A 20,043-nucleotide genomic window follows, 5' to 3' on the forward strand; every position below is an offset into this window, starting at 1 on the left:
TCCCAGCGACAAGGATCACAGCGCGATCTGGGCGGCAGGGTGTCGGAGGAGGCGGGACAGGGCACGGGGCGGTGCGCGGCGAGAGGTGCCCTCTCGGAACGTCTGCTCCTGGGTGGTCTACTCCCGGGCGGACGCCCACAACCCCCGAACATGCCCCAGATGCCGTGTCATGACCTCGCGCACGGCCCGCTCGTCGCGCGCCAGCAGGGCGTCCAGGAGCTCCAGGTGTTCTTCCGCGGAGGCCAGCAGACGGCCCGAAGCGGAGAGGGCGGTCAGGCCGTACAGGCGGGCGCGGCCGCGCAGTTCCCGGACGACCTCGACGAGGTGGGCGTTGCCGGCCAGGGCGAGCAGGCCCAGGTGGAAGCGGGTGTCGGCCTCGACGTAGGCGATGAGGTCGCCCGCGACCGCCGCGGCGACGATCTCCCGGGCGGCGGGGCGGAGCGCCTCCAACGACACCGGGTCCGCGGTCGTCGCCAGCGCCGCCACCGTGGGGATCTCGATCAGCGCGCGGACGTGCGTGTACTCGTCGAGCTGCCGGTCGGACACCTCCGTGACCCGGAACCCCTTGTTGGGGACCGCGTCGACCAGGCCCTCCTTGGCGAGGTCCAGCATCGCCTCGCGTACCGGGGTCGCCGAGACGCCGAAGCGGGCGGCCAGGGCAGGCGCCGAGTACACCTCCCCGGGCCGCAGTTCACCCGCGATCAGGGCGGCGCGCAGGGCGTCGGCGACCCGCTCGCGGTAGCTGCTGCGGCGCCCGCCGAGCACGGGGAGCGACGGCTCGGCGGGCGACGGGCTGCTGCTCATGGTCGGCGGGGCCATGGTGGGTCTCCTCGGAAACGGGCTGTGCCATCGCGCAGTGCCATGTCACGCATTACGTACCACCAGTATCTACGGCGGTGGAGGCCCCGGTGTCACAGGACGAACCCCGCGGGGAACGGGTCCGTCGGGTCCAGCAGGTACTGGGCCGTTCCCGTGATCCAGGCGCGGCCGGTGAAGCTGGGCAGTACCGCCGGGCGGCCGGCGACCTCCGTCGTGCCGAGGAGCCGGCCCGTGAAGCGGGTGCCGATGAAGGACTCGTTCACGAACTCGGTGTGCAAGGGAAGGTCGCCCCGAGCATGCAGTTGCGCCATGCGCGCGCTCGTTCCCGTACCGCAGGGCGAGCGGTCGAACCAGCCCGGGTGGATGGCCATCGCGTGCCGCGAGTGCCGGGCGGTGGCGCCGGGCGCGTACAGGTGGACATGGTGACAGCCCCGGATGGACGGGTCCTCGGGGTGGACCGGCTCCTCCTCGGAGTTGATCGCCTCCATCAGCGACAGGCCGGCTTGCAGGATGTCGTCCTTGCGGGCGCGGTCGAAGGGCAGCCCGAACTCCTCCAGCGGCAGGATCGCGTAGAAGTTTCCGCCGTAGGCCAGGTCGTACGTCACGGTCCGGCCGTCGGGCAGTGTCGCCCCGCGGTCCAGCGCGACCGCGAACGAAGGGACGTTCCGCAAGGTCACGGACGTGGCCGCACCGTCCTCGACGGTCACCTCGGCGACGACGAGTCCGGCCGGGGTGTCCAGGCGGATGGTGGTGACCGGTTCGGCGACCTCGACCATGCCCGTCTCGACGAGCACGGTCGCCACTCCGATGGTGCCGTGGCCGCACATCGGCAGATAGCCGGAGACCTCGATGTAGACGACGCCCCAGTCGCAGTCCGGCCGGGTGGGCGGCTGGAGGATCGCGCCGCTCATCGCGGAGTGGCCGCGCGGCTCGTTCATCAGCAACTGCTTGACGTCGTCGCGGTGTTCACGGAAGTACAGCCGCCGCTCGTTCATCGTCGCGCCCGGGATGGTACCGATCCCGCCGGTGATCACACGGGTGGGCATGCCCTCGGTGTGCGAGTCGACGGCGTGCAGGACGAGCTTGCTGCGCATGAAGTCCCCTTCTGTGCCGTGGAGTCGGGAAGCCGCGAGGCCTTACGCCAGGCCCGCCGCGACAGCCTTCTCGGTGGCGGCGCGAACCGTCGCCTCCTGGTCCGGCAGCAGCGGGACCCGTGGCGGGCGGCAGCCCCCGCCGTAGCGGCCCACGACGTCCATCGACAGTTTGATCGCCTGGACGAACTCGACGCGGGAGTCCCAGCGCAGCAGCGGGTGAAGCTGACGGTAGAGGGGGAGCGCGGCGGTGAGATCACCGGCGACGGCCGCCCGGTACAGCTCCACCGAGGCCCTCGGCAGTGCGTTGGGGTAGCCGGCCACCCAGCCCTTGGCACCCGCCACGGCCAACTCCAGCAGCACGTCGTCCGCACCGATCAACAGGTCGAGTTCAGGGGCGAGTTCGGCGATCCGGTAGGCGCGGCGGACATCGCCCGAGAACTCCTTGACCCCGTGGATGAGACCCTCGCCGTGCAGCCGTGCCAGCAGTTCGGGCACGAGGTCGACCTTGGTGTCGATCGGGTTGTTGTACGCCACGACCGGCAGGCCCGCCGCGGCGACTTCCGTATAGTGCGCCATGACGGCGCGCTCGTCCGCGCGGTAGGCGTTGGGCGGAAGCAGCATCACCGCCCCGCAGCCTGCCTCGGCGGCCTGCTCGGCCAGGCGGCGGGCCTCCGCCGAACCGTACGCCGCGACGCCGGGCATCACCCGCGCCCCGCCGATCGCGGCCACCGCGGTCTCCACCACCCTGGTGCGTTCCTCGGGCGTGAGCACCTGGTACTCGCCCAGAGAGCCGTTGGGTACGACGCCGTCGCAGCCGTTCGCCACCAGCCAGGCGCAGTGCTCGGCATAGCGGTCGTAGTCGACCGAGAGGTCGTGGTTGAGCGGGAGCGCGGTGGCGACGAGGACACCACGCCAAGGGCGGTGCTGGGGAGTGGCGGGGCCGGGGGGAGGGGTGGGGGCGGTCATCCAGGGGTCCTTTCGGCGAGTGGCTTGTGCTGGAGTGGCATGCGTCTGAGTGGCGTGTGACATATCACTGTGGCGCCGTGGGGTCGGTCGGCGGAGCGGCCAGCACACCCAGAGGTACGGGGCGGGCCAGCAGCCGCCGGGCCGGGGTGAGCTCGCAGCCCGCGACGCCGGCCACGCCGGGCTCGCACATCCGGCCCTGGCACCACCCCATCCCGGCCCGGGTCATCAGTTTCACGGTGCGCAGGTCACCCGCGCCGAGCGCGTCGACGGCCTCGCGGACGGTGCCGGCGGTGACCTCCTCGCAACGGCACACGACCGTCTCGTCGGTCACCTGTTCCGTCCACCGGACGGGCCGTACCGCGTACGCGCCGTCCAGTGCCGCGAAGAACGTCCGCAGACGGGTGCGGCACCGGGCGGCGGGTGCCCACTCCCGCGGGTCGGGAACCGTGCCGGTCAGCCTGGCCGCCGCCGACCGTCCGGCGATGTGTCCCTCGGCGAGCGACAGGGCCGCGCCGCCGATGCCCGTGGTCTCGCCCGCGGCCCAGACGCCGGGGACGTCCGTGCGCTGTTCCTCGTCGACGCGGACGCCCGGCCCGTCGAGGCGACAGCCGAGCCCCTCCGCGAGATCGGTGTGCGGCAGCAGGCCATGGCCGACGGCGAGGGTGTCGCAGGGCAGGCGTCCCTCGGAACCGGGCACCGGTCGGCCCTCGGGGTCCAGCGCGGCGACGGTGACGTATTCCAGGCGTTCGGTGCCGTGCGCCTCCAGCGCCGTGTGACGGACCTTCACCGGAATACGGTGGCGCAGGAGTTGAGCCGCGAACCCGGTCCCCTCGATCAGCTTCTCCGGGGCCGCGGCCCAGACCGGCGCGCGACGTACGAAGTTCCCCGGACCGGCCGACTCCACCAGGGCCACGACCTGTGCTCCCGCAGCGGCGAGGCCGGTCGCGACGGGCAGGAGCAGGGGGCCCGTGCCGGCGACGACCGCCGTACGGCCGGGCAGCACGAGCCCACCCTTCAACAGGGCCTGGGCGCCGCCCGCGGTGATGACCCCGGGCAGGGTCCAGCCGGGGAACGGCAGGACCTTCTCGTAGCCGCCGGTCGCCAGCAGCACCCCGTCGGCGCGGACCGCGACGGACTCCTCCTGCTCGGGGCCCAGCAGCGCATGCACGGTGAAACCGGTAGATCCCGTCGATCCGTTCGACGCCCTGTCCACACACCACACATGACGGTCCCTCAGGTGCGTGACGTGTCCGGCGGCGAGGTGGGCGTCGAGCCCGGCGCGCAGTCGCTGCCAGGTGCGCCACTGGTGGTGGAGTGCCTGTGGGCGCCGGGCGCCGAGTCCGTGCGCGGGCTGCCGGTAGAACTGTCCGCCCGCCTCGGCGGCGGAGTCGATCAGCACCACCCGCACGCCGCGCGCCGCGGCTGACGACGTGGCGGCGAGCCCGGCCGGGCCCGCGCCGATCACCGCGAGCACCGGGCCGCGCTCAGTCATCGTGGCCCGTCCCTTCCTGCGTACGGATGTCCGCGCCGGGCACGGCCGGTACCAGGCAGGCCCGCTGGTTGGGGCGGCCGTCGACGGTCACCAGACAGTCGAAGCACACACCGATCCCGCAGAAGACCCCGCGCGCACGACCTCCGCCCCGCGTGGTGCGCCAGGCCGTGACACCGGACGACCACAGCGCGGCGGCGATCGTCTGCCCGGGCAGTGCCTCGATCTCCCGGCCGTCGAAGGTGAGGGCGAACGGGGCGCCGGGGCGCGCCCGGGCCAGCTTCAGAGGGTTCACGGGGCGGCGGCCTCCTCGGCGAAGCGGTCGGGGTGGTCGAAGCGGTCGGGCCGGAACGGAGCCAGGCTCGGTTCCGGGACCTTGTCGGCGAGCGTCTGCGCGATCAGATGGCCCGTGCCGGGCGCCAGCCCGATGCCCGCGCCCTCGTGCCCGCAGGCGTGGAACAGCCCCGGCACGCGGGGGTCGGGCCCGATGGCGGGGAGGTGGTCGGGCATGTACGGGCGGAAGCCGAGATAGGTGCGCATCGCCCGCACATGCTCCAGGAACGGGAACAGGCGCGTCGCCCCCGCCGCCAGGGCGCGTACGACCGGCAGCGAGAAGGACCGGTCGAAGCCGACCCGTTCACGGCTCGCGCCGATCAGCACCGGCCCGGCGGCGGTCCCCTCGACGACCGGTGAGGTCTGAAGGGCGGCCGAGTCGCTCGCCACGTCGGCCACGTAGTCGGCGGCGTACACCTTGTGCCGTATCCGGCGCGGCAGCGGCTCGGTGACCAGGACGAAGCCCCGGCGAGGGAGTACGGGCAGTTCCACCCCCGCCAGTGCGGCGACCTCAGCCCCCCAGGTCCCGGCGGCGTTCACCACGGCCGGCGCGAGGATGTCGCCCCGGTCGGTCCGGACGCCCCGTACGGCACCGTCGGCGCCGCGCAGGATCCGTGTCACCGTGCGACCGGTCTCCAGTCGCGCACCCGAGGCCCGGACGAGGTGCGCTGCGGCCAGGGTGGGCATGACCTGGGCGTCCTGCGGATACAGCACACCGCCCGCGAGGCCGGGCGCCAAGTACGGTTCCAGATCGTGGAGTCGGTCCGCCTCGACGTGGACCGTCTCCACCCCGGCCGCGCGCTGTCCGGCCGCCAGGTCCGTCAGGGCGGCGAGTGCCTCGGGAGCGGAGGCGACGACGAGCCCGCCCTTGGGCTCGTACTCGACGGCCGCGCCCAGTTCCTGGGCCAGCTCCCGCCACAACCGGCCGGACAGCAGGGCCAGTCGGAGCTCGGGTCCGGGCTCCTTGTCGGAGACGAGGAGGTTGCCCTCGCCCGCGCCGGTGGTGCCGCCGGCCACCGGACCGCGGTCGACCAGCACCACCTCCAGCCCGGCCCGGGCCGCGTACAGCGCGCAGGCGGCGCCCACCATGCCGGCGCCGACGACCACGACGTCACCGCTCGGTCGCTTGGTCACGCCAGTAATATGTCACATGGTTCTGGGCGGAGGAAGACCGCCTGAGGCCGCCCCGAAGGCTTGCATGGGAGTAGGCCTGAAGGTCTGCGCGGAAGCACGTTTCAGTCGAACTCGCTGGGCTCCGCGGCCGGTGTACGGCCTTCCCGGACGTCCTTGAGCCGCGTGGCGCCGTGGCTCACCGCGTCCTTGGTGCTGTCGTGGTCGGCGCCGTCGAGGCCGCCGTTGGTGACCGTGATCGCGTCGTCCCCGACCCGCACGGCGGCCAGGTCCTGGGTGAGCGTGACCGGCGAACCGCCGGAGACGCCCTGCACCGTCATCGTCACGCCTTGCCGGGCGTCGGCCGTCCTGGGGAGGGAGGCCGCGACGACCTGCACGCTGCGTGTGGAGCCGGCGGGGGCGACCGCGTCGAACTGGTCGCACGTGGTCGGGAGCGACTCCAGCCAGTCCAGCGACTTGTCGAGGGCGGCCCGCCAGTGGGCGGCGACTGGTAGAGCAGCCGGGAGTCGCCCTCGGTGAGGCCGGTGAGCGCCGACGCGCCGGACGGACGGCCGAGGAGATCGTCGTCGTAGAGACCGTTCAGCAGTCGCTGGCAGTCGCTGGCGGTCGCGGCGGCCTGTGTCGTGGCCGTGAGGAACTGGGCGGCGTCGACCTTGCCGATGAGCAGCCTGTCCTGCCAGGTCGCCGCGCTCTTCACCTGGTTCCAGTCGTCCTCCAGGTCCCCTCGGTGATCAGTGCGGTCCGTGCGCCGGCCGGCGTGAGCGGCTTGGCGGGGGACGCGGTGACGGTCCGCTCGGCGACGGGTTCGGCCGCGACGCCCGAGCCGGTCGACGCGCTGTCGTTCCCGTCGGAACAGGCCGCCGTGGCGAGCAGCGGGCCGGCGGCCACGGCGGCGGTCAGCAACACACGGGCCGGGCGGCCGGGACGTGTCGGACCGGCCGGGCCGGAGGGCCGGGCCGGGCCGGACGGGCGGGACGACGGGCGAGAGTTGGTCACGGGTACCTCCTGAAGTCGGGTCGGCTGCCCCCGCGCTCCACCGCACCACCGGCCGGGCCGCTCGACCAGCGCACTGAGCCGTACGGGTGAAGCGGCGGGCGTGGCGGGGGGCGGGTGGAGCGGACGGGTGCAGCGGGCGGGCGAGGCCGGAAAATACGAGGTGGTCCGGGCCGGAGGCGGGGCATCATGGCGGTCTCGTCGCCCGATCGCGGCGGCGGCGATCATCGTCCGGGGAACGACCGGGGGCACCTGTGACCGTCACCAACATCCTGCTGTCCGGAATCGTCGGCTCGACCGCCTACGGGCTCGCCCACGAAGGCTCCGACGTGGACCGCCTCGGCATGTTCGCCACGCCCACCGATGAGCTGCACGGCCTGCGCCGGCCTCAGGAGTCGCACGTCAGCACCGCACCCGACCGCACCCTGCACGAGGCCGCGAAGTGGTGCCGGCTCGCCCTGGGCGGCAACCCGACGGTGATGGAACTCGTGTGGCTGCCGGACGAGTTGTACGAGGTGCGCACTCCTCTCGGTGACGAACTCATCTTCCTCCGCGAGACGTTGCCCAGCGCCCGACGGGTCCGCGACGCCTATCTCGGCTACGCCACCCAGCAGTTCCGGAAGCTGCAGAACCGCAGCGAAGGCACCCTCTCCGCGGACACCCGCAAGCGCACCGCCAAGCACGCCCGGCACCTCAAGAGGCTGTGCGCCCAGGGCTACGAGCTGTACACCACAGGGCAGTTGACGATCCGCGTCGAGGACCCGGAGAGCTACCACCGGTTCGGCGAACAGGTCGCCGCCGATCCCGAGGCGGCGCTGCCGCTGCTGCGCGGATACGAGGAGGCCTTCGCCGAGACGCGCAGTGTGCTGCCCGAACAGCCCGACGACACGGCCGCCGACGCCTGGCTGCGCCGGGTGCGCAGGCAGTTCTACACGGCCGCACTGGAGCGCTCCGCTTCCTGACGGGGAGCGGCGCACGAGGCGGTCCGTGGAGGCGGTCTGATCGGACTTGCACGGCGGACGGTGAGATAAACCGCGTGCCGTGCAAGCTCGTTCACCCCTACACTCGCCGAAGACCGAGCGCACCCCACGACAGGGCGGCGCGCACCAAGACGTATGAAGGGAGCCCGGCCATGCGTGACCACACCGCTGTCGTCGCTCCCCGCTCCCGCTACGAGGTGATCCTCGTGTCTTCGTCCGTCCGGTGCTCGCTGCGCGGCCGGCACCGGATGTCCTGACGAACTCCTGAGAGCCCAACGCGCCGTCATCGAGCCATACCTGACGGCGTGTCATGCATGTCTCGCTGCATTCGTCCGGAAATCGCGCTGCCCGTTCTCGGAAACACCCCGAAAGGCCAAGGGCCGTGCGCAACAACCTCGACCGTCACCTCTCCGCCGTGCGCAACCTGGGCATCCTCGCCCACGTCGACGCGGGCAAGACCACCGTCACCGAGCGGATCCTGTATGCCACCGGGACCACGCACAGGCGCGGCGAGGTCCACGACGGCACGACTGTCACCGACTTCGACCCCCAGGAGCGCGACCGTGGGATCACCATCTTCGCCGCGGCCGTCAGCTGCGACTGGGACGGTCACCGCATCAATCTGATCGACACCCCAGGGCACGTCGACTTCGCCGACGAGGTGGAGCGATCCCTGCGGGTGCTCGACGGGGCGGTGGCGGTGTTCGACGCCGTCGCGGGCGTGGAGCCGCAGAGCGAGTCCGTGTGGCGGCAAGCCGACCGGCACGGTGTGCCGAGGATCGCGTTCGTCAACAAGATGGACCGGGTCGGCGCCGACCTCGACGCCGCGGTGGCGTCGATCCGCGAAAGGCTCCATCCGGTCCCGCTGGTCGTACAACTGCCGATCGGCACGGAGAACGGCTTCACCGGCATCGTCGACCTGCTGCGCATGCGGGCGCTGACCTGGGACGACGGCGGCGACACGACCGTCGGGACGGCCATCGGTCCGGTCGTCGAGGCGCTGGTGCCGGAGGAGCTCCGGGAGGAGGCGTCGCGTCGACGTCGACTGCTGGAGGAAGCCGTGGCGGAGCGGCACCCGGCCGCGCTGGAGGAGTTCTGCGACCGGGAGACACTCTCCGCCGGGACCCTCTCCGGAGCCCTGCGCGACCTGACCCGCACGGGCGACGGGGTGGTCGTGCTGTGCGGCTCGGCCTACCGCAACCGTGGGATCGAGCCGCTGCTCGACGCCGCCGTCGCCTATCTGCCGTCGCCGCTGGACGTGCCGCCTGTACGCGGTATGCATGCCGCTGTCCACGGCATGCGGAGCAGTGCCGACCGTATGCAGGATGCGGTCGGCGAGCAACGGCCCGCCGACCCCGCCGCGCCGTTCGCCGCCCTCGCGTTCAAGGTCGGCGCCACACCCACCGGCCGGCTCACCTATCTGCGGGTGTACTCGGGCACGATCGAGAAGGGGGACACGGTATGGGAATCGGGTACGCGGCGCACCGAGCGGATCGGGCGGATCCTGCGTGTGCAGGCCGACCGGCACGCCCAGCTGGAGCGCGCGGTCGCCGGGGACATCGTGGCCGTGGTCGGGCTGAAGTCGGCGCGTGCGGGCTCGACTCTGTGCGCGCCGGAGGCGCCGATCGTTCTCGAACCGCCCGGTGTCGCCGACCCGGTCGTCTCCGTGGCGGTCGAGGCGCGGACGAGCACCGACGCGGACCGGCTGGCCTCGGCACTCGCCCGGCTGGCCGAGGAGGATCCGTCGCTGGTGGTCAGGTCCGATCCCGAGACCGGCCAGACGGTGCTGTCGGGCATGGGTGAACTGCATCTGGAGGTCGCGGTGGAGAAGATCCGCCGTGGTCTCGGAGTGGAGGTCAACGTGGGGCGTCCGAGGGTGACGTATCGCGAGACGGTCGCCCGCGGGGTGTCCGGCCTGGTCTTCCGGCACGTCAAACAGGACGGTGGGGCGGGGCAGTTCGCGCATGTCGTGCTCGATGTCGAGCCGCTCCGCGCGGACGGCGCGGGAGGCGACCCTGAAACCGGTACCGAAACCGGTATCGAATCCGGTGCTGAAACCAGTGCCGAAACCGGTTTCGCGTTCCGCTCGGCCGTCGTCGGTGGGCGGGTGCCACAGGAGTACGTCCGCGCTGTCGAGGCCGGCTGCAGGGACGCCCTTGCCGAGGGGCCCCTGGGTGGGCACCCGGTCACCGGGCTGCGGGTCACCCTGACCGATGGGGCGACCCACGTGAAGGACTCCTCCGAGACGGCCTTCCGCACGGCCGGCCGGCTCGGGATGCGGGAGGCCCTGCGCGGCTGTGCGATGGTCCTGCTGGAACCGGTTGTCGAGGTGACGGTCACCGTGCCCGAGGACGCCGTCGGCGGGGTCCTCGGGGACCTGGCCGCCCGGCGCGGGCGGGTCACCGACTCGGCCGTGCGCGGCGGTTCGGCGGTGGTGACCGCCACCGTGCCGCTGGCCGAGTTGTTCGGCTACGCGACCCGGCTGCGCAGCCGCACCCAGGGCCGAGGCACGTTCTCGGCCCGGCCGACGGGATACGCCCAGGCCCCGGCGTCGGCGGTGGCCCAGGCGACGGCGGCGACGAAGTAGCCCCCGGATCAGGGAGGGGGCGTAGGTCATCCGGGCCGCGGGGCGTAGGTCCCCGGACTTCGGGCCGAGGGCCTACGCCCCCTACGGGGTCGTACGTCACAAGTCCCGTTGTCGGTTCGTGCCACGCGCAAATAACGTTCGTGGCACGAACTGAAAGGGGCGTCCGGTCGACGCTCCACCGACGGGAAAGGGCTGTCTTCGCCATGGCGCTGGACAACAAACCATTACACAACAGGCCATTGCGCACCGCGTCGCCGCACCGGGCGTCACCGCGCAAGCCGTTGTTCGGGACCGGGATCAGTACGGCCGTCGACGAGGTCGAGGAAACCCTCCGCCTGGCCGTCCGGGCCGACCGACAGGGCTTGGACCTCGTAACAGTTTCCGACCACCCTTACTTCGGCGGCCGGCTCGACGCGTACGCGATCCTCGGCGTCGTCCTCGGTCGTACCGAGCACGTGTCCGGACTGGTGTGCGTCACCAACCTGCCCAGCCGTCCGGCGCCGATGCTGGCCCGCACGGTCACTTCGCTGTCCGCCCTCACCGGCGGCCGCCTGGTGCTGGGCATGGGAGCGGGCGGACTGTGGGACGACATCGCCCGGCTCGGGCTGCCCAGGCTCGGGCCGGGCGCCGCGGTGCGGGCGCTCGAAGAGGCGATCATCCTCGTTCGCCTGCTCTGCGGAGGAGGCGAACCGGTCACGTTCGAGGGGGAGTTCTACCAGGTCCGGGACCTTGAACCTGCCGCGGTCGAGGTGCCGCCCGTGTGGACGGGGGCCGTCGGCCCGAAGTCCCTCGCCGCCACCGGCCGGGTGGCCGACGGCTGGATCCCCGGGCATGCCGCGGACTGGCTCAGCCCGCGCTACCGGGAGTCCCGGCCCGTCATCGACGAGGCGGCGCTGACGGCGGGCCGCGAACCCGGAGACATCGCGACCGTCTACAACCTGCCCGGCGTCATCACGTCCACCCCGACGGCCGCCCCGCGCGACCACGAAGGACGCTGGCGGGGCGGCTCGGTCGGCCAGTGGATCGAGGAACTCACCGGCGCCGTGCTGGAGTTCGGCGCGTCAGGGTTCGTGCACTTCCGGGTCGAGGACGGCACCCCGGCCGACGTCACGCTCGGCCGATGGGCCGAGGAGATCGCCCCGGCGGTACGGGAGGCCGTGGTCGCGTCCCGTACCTGATCAAACGCAGAGGTGATGAGGCGCCTTAGGGTTCAGGGGTACGAGATCACGGTCGACGGTACGGTCGACGTGCCGGAGGTCGGTGACCCGAGGTCGTTGATGACGTGCTCGTACTGTCCGTTGCCGCCGAGGGAGACCACCAGCAGGTCGTGGAACTTCACGCCCGGCACGTTCGGGGCGGCGAAGCCGTGGTGCTGGACGATCGTCGGGTCGACGTTGTAGTAGCAGTAGCTGCCCAGACCCCAGCCCTCGTGCGCGGTGACGCGGTCGCCGACCTTGTAGGCGGCGTAGCCCTTGACCGAGCCGTTCTGGATCGCCGCCTGGTTCGGGGCGTCGTACGCCTTCTCGTTCTGGAAGAAGATCGTGCGACCGCGCTGGCCGTACCACTGCACGTCGTACTTGTTGAAGTGCTCCACGAACAGGCCCGTGGCCAGAACGTCGTGGCCGTTGACGACGACGCCGTAGTCGGCCCGGTTGGTATCCCAGCCGACCCCTTCGCCGTGGTCGGCACGCCAGACCCAGGTGTGGTCGACGATCGTGTGACGGTTGTTTATCACCATGCTGGTCGTGGCCTTGCCGGCGCCGGCCCCGCCGATGCGGACGAACACGTCCTGGACGGTGGTCGGGTTGGCGGAGTGGTCGCGCCAGGCGCCGGGCGGACCGACTTCCAGCAGGGTGGCGGAGTTGACCGGGCCGGCGTCCACGAGGAAGCCCGCCAGGCGGACCCCGTCGACGTCGGCGACCTTCAGCGCGGTGACGCCGTTGTCCGGGATCAGGGTGGCGTAACCGAGGCCCAGGACAACGGTGTTGGCGCGGCTCACCCGGATCGGCTGGTCGAGGTGGTAGATCCCGGGGGTCAGCAGCAGGTTCAGGCCCTGCGCGAGTGCCAGGTTGAGCGTGGCGGCGGAGACGCCGGGCTCGGCGACGTAGAACCGCGACAGGGGCAGCGAGTTGCCGCGCGGAGTGCCGTTGCCCCACGTGACCCCGCGCGCGTTGGTCCGCTTGGCGGGCAGGAAGACACGGTACTCACCGGCGCTGTCGACATGCAGGAAGGGTTTCTCGCGGGAGACGGGGGTCGTGTCGAGTGCGGTGTAGGGCGGGTTGGGGAAGCTCTGGGCGGGAGCCCCTTCGACGCCCGAGAACACCATGTTCCACACGCCGTTGAGCCAGCTGCCGATCGCGCTGTCCCGCGTGTACCACTGCTGCTGCGAGTACGGGCCGATCTCGCCCTCGATCCGGCTGTCGGCGATATAGCCGCCACTCGCCCAGCCGTAGCCGGACGGGGCGAGGTTGAGGCCGCCGCGCACGTGCATCCGGCGGAAGGGTGCCGCCTGGGCGACCGCCCACCGGTTGGTGCCGCTGACCGGGACGAGGGCGAGGTTCTCCGCCGAACGCCAGAAGTTCTGCGTGGCGTTGCCGCCGAACCAGCCAGCGTCGACCGTCACGTCCCCGTTGATGGTGGTGTCGTCGGGGGAGAGGCCCAGCCCCGCGATCGAGGTGTAGAAGCCCAGTTGGGCGTTGAGACCGTGGTAGGTGCCGGGCCTGAACAGCAACGCGTAGCGTCCGGTGCCGAATTGGGCCGACTCCTGCTGTCGGAACACCTCGTCCAGCCGGGCCTGGATGTCCGGGGTCGACGGGTCGAAGACGAGGACGTTCGGGCCGAGGTCCCCGCCACCCGGCAGGACGTGCGGACGCCTGCCTCGGGGCGCGGCGGAGGCCGGCGCGGAGGCCACTCCGGCGAGGGCGGGGACGGCCGCGGCCGTGGTGGCGGCAGCGGCAGCGAGGACGGCTCTGCGGCCTACGTCGGGCGTGTCCGACGGCGGGGTGTGGGGCATGGGCGGCTCTCCTCGGTACAGGCCGCTCGAAGGCAGCGGCTGATTCAGGGAAGTGAACGGAGGTTGAGCTGAGAGCGCTCTCAGCGCTGAATGCTTCAACTACCCGAACGTGCGCGTCAAGTGGTGGGGCCGGAGTTACCCGGAGTGTGTCGGGAGCCTTGACGCGCACCTCTCCGCCGTCCAACCCGCAACCGACCGCCTCGAAGACACCGTCGCCGCCCGCCGCGTGGGCGGCCACACCAACCGCTGGTGACTCGATCCGGTGCGGCGACCGTCTTCCCGGTCCCCGGTCCCCGGTCCCCGGTCCCCGGTCCGCCCGACACCTGCGCCGGACCGCCGTACGACACCCGATGGGCGACACGGCGCTGTGAGGGGTGCAGGAACACCCGCCAGGCCGCGAACGGCTTCTCCAGGATGTCGAAGAGCTCCTTCGGACCGGTGACCAGGGTGATGCTGCTCTTGGTGTCGGCGATGACGACGGCGAGGCTCTCGTCCGGGTCGGGCCCGGCGTCGACGGGCCGCCGGACGGCGACCACGTTCCGGTACACGTCCGCGGGGCTGAACCCCTCGGCCAGGTACTGGAGCACCTCGCACCGGTCCTCCGGCAGGAGGGTCTCGAAGGCGCGCAGCTGGGCCCTGTCGGCGATGGTCCGCACCGCTCGGAGTACCCGGTCGTCGATGCCGAGTTCGCGCAGCACGGTGTCCGAGTACGTCGCGAAGAGCAGTGAATCGGCGACCGAGGCTGCTGTCTCGAGGGCCGGAGTCAGCTGTTCGATCGCCACCACGTTGCGGACCTCCAACGCCCGGGGCGCGGAGCTCGTCGTGTACAGCCGCTTCGCCGCCCAGGTGTAGGCGTCGTCGTGGGGGACGACGTTGACCGGCAGAAAGACGTCACTGCCGTCGTCCGGGGCGAGGACGACGCCTCGCCAGAAGTCGTTGATGCGGATGGTCCGCATACGCGGGTCGCGCGCGTTCTCCACGGACTCCAGGTGCGGCCCCTTGTCCGCCTGCAGTTCGGGCACGGTGAGCTGCTGGAACTTGTGCATCGCCTTGCGTACACAGGCTTTGACAGGCTTTGGAAGGACCTCGTAGCTCTCCCAGAGGCTGTGCGCGAACGCGAGCTGCGGCACGAGGTGCACTCCCCACCCTGGAAGGACACTCCGCAGTCGATCACACGCGCGGTGTGCTCATCAGAGGTGCGGCCACCTCCCCGATGTCAGCCAGCAGTCCGGTCGGCTCCTGATCGAGGTCGAGGGCGTGCTGGTGGATGACGATGCCCGCATGCCGCACCGTGTGGGCCGCGTGTGCGGCGTTGCCCTTCGCGTACACCAGGTGCCCTTCGCGCAGCCCGAGGGCCGTGCAGTAGGCCAGCATCTGGTAGAGGTCGTCGTCGGGGTAGCCACCCCGTTTCTCCGCCTTGTACTTGGCGTCCACCACGGCACATGGGATGCCCTCCGGCCCGTACAGCACGAAGTCGGGCCTCATGCGGACGGCGGCGGCCACGTCGAGGTGATGCGGATCCTGGAGCCGCGCGGAGTGTCCGGAGCCGCGGCAGGTCTCCCTCAACGCCACCGTCACGAAGTCCTCGAAGAGCTTGTTCATGTCGAACAGGAACCCGTCGACACGCAGCCCGCCGGGAGCGTGCTCGACGGACGCGTTCTCCAGGACCGTCCGGGCCAGACGCAGAGCGTGGTGGTAGCGCGCGTTGAGCCGCGTAGGCTGCCATGGGGGTGCCGCCTGACCGCGTACGAGCACGGTGACCTCGGCCAGCCGGGCGCGCTGGTGAAGGATCCTGCGCCGCACGTCGCGCGGTACGCCGGGCAGGCGCAGCAGACGCTCGACGGCCGCGCGCAGGATGCGGTTCTCGGCGATGTCGGTGGTGAACTCGTCGTACGCCACCTCCACCGGCAGTGTCGCGCCGAACCGCCGCCGTATCTGCTCCGCCTCCCGGATCCTGCCGCGGAGGACGAGGGAAGCCTCCTCCGTCGCGCGATACCCCTGGAGCAGCCCCTGCCGCAGAGCCCTGTCCACCTGCCGTTCCACGGCGTGGGCGAGCGCGGGCAGCAGATCGCGATGCTCCGCCGCCTCGACCTCGCCGTCCCGCCAGCCACCCTTCGGATCGAGGCTGTACCCGAGGAGGAAGAACAGACGGGCGATCGGCACCTTGGGAGTGACGCGTACGGTGAGCGCCTCGTCGACGCCCGCGGCGGTGATCGCCACGGCGCCGACCTTGCTGCCTGCCCGAAGCGACCAGCGCCCCGGGGCGTACGGATCGGGAGCCGCGTCCACGACGTTCCCCGCCGCCAGGACCCGCCCGACCGCATCCGGCAGGGCGACGCTGACGGCCGGCGCGTGCTCGACGAGTTCGACGACCCGCGTCACCCGAGCGACTCCCGCAGAGCGGCCAGCCCGTAGCGCTTCTCGACGTCCACGCCCTCTCCGTAGTGATGCTCCTCCAGCAGCGGAAGGATCTTCGTGCGCCAGGTCCGCTCGAGGCCGCCCTCCCGGTACACGCCCTTCTTCATCAGGTACGAGGGCCCGATGCGGAAGTCGGCGTCGTCGATACGGGAGTTGAGCGCGTCGAGCAGATCGGCCGGCTCGGCGTCGCGGCCCGCACGCGTGAGCCAGCGACGCAGCAGCCCGCTCGTCGGCTCGGTGCGCGGAGACAACTCGACGAACGCGAATCGCCGCCGCATCGCCGCGTCCACGAGCGCGATCGACCGGTCGGCGGTGTTCATCGTCCCGATCACGAACAGGTTGGGCGGCAGGGCGAAGTCGTCCCCGGAGTAGGTGAGCCGGACCGACTTGTTGCGGTACTCCAGCAGGAAGTACAGCTCGCCGAAGACCTTCGCCAGGTTGGCGCGGTTGATCTCGTCGATGATCAGGAAGTGCGGGATGTGCCGGTTGCCCTCACGGGAGGCCAGGTCGGCGAGCTCCCGCAGCGGCCCGGCGGTGAGCCGGAAGGCGACCTCCCGGGTCTGCGGATCCTCCTGCGGCCTGAAGCCCTCGAAGAAGTCCTCGTACGCGTACGACGGATGGAACTGTACGAGCTTGACCTGCTCCGGCCCGCCGCCGAGGAACTCGGCCAACTTCAGGGCGAGATACGTCTTGCCGGTGCCGGGCGGCCCGTACAGCACCAACTGCCGCTCGTCCCACAGCAGGTCGCGCACCTCGCGCAGCCAGTCCGCCTCGTGCACGAGCAGCTCGGCGGCCAGCTCGTTTGTCGGCTCGGGCAGTTCCAGCTCGCGGCGGGCGGTGAGCGCGGGGATCTCCACGCTCGGGTCGCGCTCTGTCGACTCCGCCTCCTCCGCCAGCTCCTGGTCGGTGAGACCGAGACCCTCGATGTGGGCCTGCGCGGAGGTGAGGTCGACGACGTCGTGCTGGATGGACAGCTTCTGCTGCAACTCCTCGGGCAGGTCGTCGTACGGGAAGCCGGTCGGCTGCCACTCCACGGGCCGCCGCAGGTTGGAGCGCCGGTCCTCGGACTCCGTCTGCTCCACCTCGCCGGTGATCTCTCCGACGTACAGCCGGCCGCCGGAGATGGTGCACACGGTGTCGCCGGGCTTCATACGGGACAGGAAGGCGTGCAGGTCCTCGACGAGCTGTTGCTTCTGGCTGTAGGTGGCGGTCGACTCGTAGTCCTCCTGGACGGCGGTGCGCAGGTCCTCCTTGCTGGTTCCCTCTCGCACACCGGGCCGAAGGCGTGACGCGGCGAGCGTGACGCGGCCCTCCGGAAGCCAGAGACGCTGGACCAGGTCCAGGCCGGTGACATTGGAACCGCGCACGAGCCAGGGACGGTTGGGGCCCGCCCACACCCCCGACATGTAGTCGGACAGCGGCCTGTCGTCCTCGGTCCGCCACTCCTCCCACCCGTTGCGCGGGGCACCCACCAGCAGCACGGCGGCGAAGGAGGGCGAACCGAACACCACGTCCTCGGTCAGCTCCAGCCAGCCCGGCCACCGGGCCGACGGCACCAGCACGCCCTGCGCCTTCAGTTCCTCGCGTCGCTTGACCGGCGCCTTGAAGTGCTTGCCCAGCGACGGCATCACATGGTCCCGCGCGGGGGACCCGGCCCGCACGAGGAACTTCCGGCTGCCGTTCGTACCGGTCTCGTCCAGGAGCACCCCGCGCGCCCGGTCGATGCCGTCGCCTTTGGGCAGTCGGAGCCAGAACTGCGGATAGTGCGTGTCGCCGTCGGCCGTCATCACCACTCCCCCCACACGCGCACAGTGCATTCACCGAGAACGATAGGGGGCGCCACTGACAAGGGGCGGGTCACCAGGGCTCCGGCTCCCGTCGGGCCGGACCCTTGGCGGGCAGCACCGCCTCGTGGGCGCGGGCGTTCTCGCCGAAGAGGGCGCCGGTCGCTCGGTCCAGGTAGAAGGCGAACGCCTTGGCCCGGTCGGCGGAGTGGCCGGCCGGCTTGGTGACGCCTGTGCCCGTGATCACGATGAGCCGCGTGGACATGTCCTCGACGGCTGCCGCGCCGGACTGTTCAGCTTCTGGATCTCCGGGGCCGACGGGACCTTGCGGCCGCTGTGCCGCACGAGGTGGAACGTGTCGGACTCGATCGGGGTGTCACAGCTCGCTCAGCGCCACAGAGTTCGGTTCCTGCGCAGCTCCTCGGCGAGCGGCACCGCCGGCCGAGGAACTGCGAGCAACAGGATCAGCCCGGCAGGGAGGAAGAGGTCACCAACATGGCGCAGATCCCGATGAGGTCCGTCACTTCGACATGATGAAGTCCAGGGCATAGCCGGAGGCCGTCGTCCAGTAGGTGACAAGCTGACCGTCGTCTGCGTACAACTTGTCGACGGGCATGGGGACGTCGACCGGCGCGCCCGCCTTGCTGCCGAGCTTGCTGCCGTGGAGGGTGAGAGTGATGCTCTTCGCCTCGTACTCGTCCCTGGCGCCGCCGGCGACGAGCAGAGCGGCGTACGCCTCCTCACCCGGAGCGAGGGTGGCGAGCGCCTTCGGGTCGCTGTCCTTGATCACGGGGGTCGGAGCCTGGGCGTTACCGATCTTCACGTAGGGATAGTGGTAGACGTTGCACTTCTTGTCGCCGGCGTTCTGGACGGTGAGGAGGAGGTGTCTGACGGGCTCGCCCTGCTTGTCCTCGTTCGTGGCGGAGTACGCGAGGTCGGCTTCAGCACAGGCGGCGGTGGCGCTGTCGCCGCCTGCGCCGCCGGCGTGGTCACTGCCGCCGTTGCCGCCGGTGTTGCTCGAAATGCCGCTGGGCTTCGACGAACCCGTCTCGCCGGGCTTCGCCGGGTTCGTCGTGCTCGGCTGGTCCGAGGGCTTGAGGTTGCCCGAACCATCGGCCGCGCTCGACTCGCACGCCGTGGACGCGAGCAGCGCGGCGACCGCCGCGGCCCCGAGGGCGTAGGACTTCCAGCTCATGTGGCTCTTGCGGGCAGCGGCATTCATGGTGTTCCCCCGTTGTTGGCCGTACGTGGTCGGCGTCGGCTCTCGATTGCAAGCGCAGTCTGCAACACGAATTGCCCTCAATTCGCCGGCCTCATACGCCTGTTACCGATTAAGTACAGGGAAGGCACGCTTCCGTCGGAAGACGACAGCCCGCTGCCCGAGGGGCCACCAGGATCACAAGGCGTGTGGGTGACGTCTTGGGCAGGTCCCCCACGAGGTTCATGGCTGGCCTTCGCAAGCGGAGGCAGCGGCGGCTCGGGGGAGATGTTCGAGGACGGCCGGACGCCATGAAATTTTCTTGGCGCGCTTCCCGGACTGAGAGCACTGGTGCCGTGCATTCGGTCGGGCCCGCTGTCGGCGGAGGCCGCCATTATGGGCGCATGCAAAAGCTCGAGGCGCACGAGATGCCCCGGCACAAGGTGTTCAGCAGCGACTACGACTTCCGGATACCTGACTAGCAACGCCCTTATGCCTGGCAGGAAGAGCAGGCGGTTCAACTTCTCACGGACCTGGCGGAGGCGCTGGAACGGGGAACCGGCGAGCCGTACTTCCTCGGTTCGCTGGTCCTCGTCAGGACAAGCGGCGTACCCAAGGCCGACGTCATCGACGGCCGGCAGCGTCTCACCACCCTCACCATCCTGTTGTCGGTCCTCCGTGATCTGACGACCACCCCCGCGCTGCACGACGCCCTGCACAAGCTGGTCAACCAGCCCGGCGACCCGATCCTCGGGCTCGAGCCCCAGCCGAGACTGACACCCCGTTGGCGCGACGCCGATTTCTTCCGCAAGCACGTCCAGACCAGCGGGGCCATCGAGACGCTGCTCGCCCTGGACAGAAGCATGCTGCCGACGGACGCGCAGAAGGCCGTGCGGGACAACGCCACGGCCTTGCACCGTGAACTGGTCGGCTGGTCCGAGGAACGCCGCCTCGGCCTGGTCAGGATGCTCGGTGAGCGGACCTTCCTCGTCGTGGTCGCCACCCCCGACCTGGAGAGCGCGCACCGGATCTTCAGCGTGATGAACTCCCGAGGCCTGGACCTGTCACGCACCGACGGCAAGGGTGGGCGCTGTAACCGTCCCGTCGTGTCCCGGCGACCCGGACTTCGCCCACCGGGGCCGGCGACCCCGCTGCCGGAGGGGCGGACGCGTCGTTGCGTACCCCGGGCGGGCCGGGAGGGCTGGTGCTGCGTGACCTGATGCCCCGGCCGGCCGTGT

Annotated in this window: 14 protein-coding genes and 3 pseudogenes; 4 read left to right on the forward strand and 13 right to left on the reverse strand. The window is 71.2% G+C overall.

Going from position 1 to position 20,043, the window contains the following annotated elements; translation table 11 throughout:
* Positions 1 to 117: 117 nt before the first annotated feature.
* The 7 genes and pseudogenes from OG289_RS41350 to OG289_RS41380 all read right to left on the reverse strand — a co-directional run bounded on the left by OG289_RS41350 (position 118) and on the right by OG289_RS41380 (position 6,735).
* Entirely contained in the window at positions 118 to 819 is a 702-nt protein-coding gene (locus OG289_RS41350; protein ID WP_327319131.1) for a GntR family transcriptional regulator, read from the reverse strand.
* 92 nt (positions 820 to 911) lie between these two features.
* Positions 912 to 1,913: a proline racemase family protein gene (locus OG289_RS41355; protein WP_327319132.1), complete on the reverse strand. Its 1,002-nt coding sequence runs from the start codon at positions 1,911 to 1,913 to the stop codon at positions 912 to 914.
* 42 nt (positions 1,914 to 1,955) lie between these two features.
* On the reverse strand, positions 1,956 to 2,879 hold the full coding sequence (locus OG289_RS41360) for a dihydrodipicolinate synthase family protein (RefSeq protein WP_327319133.1): 924 nt from the start codon (positions 2,877 to 2,879) through the stop codon (positions 1,956 to 1,958).
* 64 nt (positions 2,880 to 2,943) lie between these two features.
* A complete protein-coding gene (locus OG289_RS41365; protein ID WP_327319134.1) occupies positions 2,944 to 4,371 on the reverse strand; it encodes an FAD-dependent oxidoreductase in 1,428 nt (475 codons plus the stop codon).
* Complete coding sequence (locus OG289_RS41370) at positions 4,364 to 4,663, reverse strand: (2Fe-2S)-binding protein (RefSeq protein ID WP_327319135.1); 300 nt, start codon at positions 4,661 to 4,663, stop codon at positions 4,364 to 4,366. Before OG289_RS41370 ends, OG289_RS41365 begins: the two co-directional genes overlap by 8 nt.
* A complete protein-coding gene (locus OG289_RS41375) occupies positions 4,660 to 5,835 on the reverse strand; it encodes an NAD(P)/FAD-dependent oxidoreductase (protein ID WP_327319136.1) in 1,176 nt (391 codons plus the stop codon). The genes OG289_RS41370 and OG289_RS41375 overlap by 4 nt, the downstream gene beginning before the upstream one ends.
* A 101-nt stretch (positions 5,836 to 5,936) precedes the next feature.
* Positions 5,937 to 6,735: pseudogene (locus OG289_RS41380) on the reverse strand (hypothetical protein).
* Between the two features lie 344 nt (positions 6,736 to 7,079).
* Here OG289_RS41380 and OG289_RS41385 point away from each other — a divergent pair.
* The 3 genes from OG289_RS41385 to OG289_RS41395 all read left to right on the forward strand — a co-directional run bounded on the left by OG289_RS41385 (position 7,080) and on the right by OG289_RS41395 (position 11,570).
* Positions 7,080 to 7,787, forward strand: a complete 708-nt coding sequence (locus OG289_RS41385; protein WP_327319137.1) for a nucleotidyltransferase domain-containing protein — start codon at positions 7,080 to 7,082, stop codon at positions 7,785 to 7,787.
* Between the two features lie 400 nt (positions 7,788 to 8,187).
* Positions 8,188 to 10,392 carry an elongation factor G gene (gene fusA / locus OG289_RS41390; RefSeq protein ID WP_327319138.1) on the forward strand — a complete coding sequence of 735 codons (2,205 nt, stop codon included), beginning with the start codon at positions 8,188 to 8,190 and terminating at the stop codon, positions 10,390 to 10,392.
* A gap of 239 nt (positions 10,393 to 10,631) precedes the next feature.
* On the forward strand, positions 10,632 to 11,570 hold the full coding sequence (locus tag OG289_RS41395) for an LLM class flavin-dependent oxidoreductase (RefSeq protein WP_327319139.1): 939 nt from the start codon (positions 10,632 to 10,634) through the stop codon (positions 11,568 to 11,570).
* 32 nt (positions 11,571 to 11,602) lie between these two features.
* Here OG289_RS41395 and OG289_RS41400 read toward each other — a convergent pair whose 3' ends face one another.
* The 6 genes and pseudogenes from OG289_RS41400 to OG289_RS41425 all read right to left on the reverse strand — a co-directional run bounded on the left by OG289_RS41400 (position 11,603) and on the right by OG289_RS41425 (position 18,829).
* Complete coding sequence (locus OG289_RS41400; RefSeq protein ID WP_327319140.1) at positions 11,603 to 13,405, reverse strand: coagulation factor 5/8 type domain-containing protein; 1,803 nt, start codon at positions 13,403 to 13,405, stop codon at positions 11,603 to 11,605.
* Positions 13,406 to 13,656: 251 nt separating this feature from the next.
* Positions 13,657 to 14,535: pseudogene (locus tag OG289_RS41405) on the reverse strand (DNA helicase UvrD); the annotation flags it as partial.
* 40 nt (positions 14,536 to 14,575) lie between these two features.
* Positions 14,576 to 15,787 carry an McrC family protein gene (locus tag OG289_RS41410; protein ID WP_327319141.1) on the reverse strand — a complete coding sequence of 404 codons (1,212 nt, stop codon included), beginning with the start codon at positions 15,785 to 15,787 and terminating at the stop codon, positions 14,576 to 14,578.
* Positions 15,784 to 17,610: a DUF4357 domain-containing protein gene (locus OG289_RS41415; RefSeq protein WP_327319142.1), complete on the reverse strand. Its 1,827-nt coding sequence runs from the start codon at positions 17,608 to 17,610 to the stop codon at positions 15,784 to 15,786. The genes OG289_RS41410 and OG289_RS41415 overlap by 4 nt, the downstream gene beginning before the upstream one ends.
* A 70-nt stretch (positions 17,611 to 17,680) precedes the next feature.
* Positions 17,681 to 17,872 (reverse strand): hypothetical protein, encoded by a 192-nt coding sequence (locus OG289_RS41420; RefSeq protein ID WP_327319143.1) that lies wholly within the window; start codon positions 17,870 to 17,872, stop codon positions 17,681 to 17,683.
* 255 nt (positions 17,873 to 18,127) lie between these two features.
* A complete protein-coding gene (locus tag OG289_RS41425) occupies positions 18,128 to 18,829 on the reverse strand; it encodes a DUF4232 domain-containing protein (protein ID WP_327319144.1) in 702 nt (233 codons plus the stop codon).
* 470 nt (positions 18,830 to 19,299) lie between these two features.
* On the opposite strand from OG289_RS41425, the pseudogene OG289_RS41430 reads away from it, so the two are divergent.
* Positions 19,300 to 20,025 (forward strand): annotated as a pseudogene (locus OG289_RS41430) (DUF262 domain-containing protein); the annotation flags it as partial.
* Positions 20,026 to 20,043 lie beyond the last annotated feature (18 nt).

It is taken from the genome of Streptomyces sp. NBC_01235, from assembly GCF_035989285.1.
In the GTDB taxonomy this organism is placed as follows: Bacteria; Actinomycetota; Actinomycetes; order Streptomycetales; family Streptomycetaceae; genus Streptomyces.

Coding starts and splice junctions, on each gene's coding strand:
- OG289_RS41350 (WP_327319131.1), bottom strand. CDS start 819: ATGGCCCCGCCGACCATGAGCAGCAGCCCGTCGCCCGCCGAGCCGTCG.
- OG289_RS41355 (WP_327319132.1), bottom strand. CDS start 1,913: ATGCGCAGCAAGCTCGTCCTGCACGCCGTCGACTCGCACACCGAGGGC.
- OG289_RS41360 (WP_327319133.1), bottom strand. CDS start 2,879: ATGACCGCCCCCACCCCTCCCCCCGGCCCCGCCACTCCCCAGCACCGC.
- OG289_RS41365 (WP_327319134.1), bottom strand. CDS start 4,371: ATGACTGAGCGCGGCCCGGTGCTCGCGGTGATCGGCGCGGGCCCGGCC.
- OG289_RS41400 (WP_327319140.1), bottom strand. CDS start 13,405: ATGCCCCACACCCCGCCGTCGGACACGCCCGACGTAGGCCGCAGAGCC.
- OG289_RS41415 (WP_327319142.1), bottom strand. CDS start 17,610: ATGACGGCCGACGGCGACACGCACTATCCGCAGTTCTGGCTCCGACTG.
- OG289_RS41420 (WP_327319143.1), bottom strand. CDS start 17,872: ATGTCCACGCGGCTCATCGTGATCACGGGCACAGGCGTCACCAAGCCG.
- OG289_RS41425 (WP_327319144.1), bottom strand. CDS start 18,829: ATGAATGCCGCTGCCCGCAAGAGCCACATGAGCTGGAAGTCCTACGCC.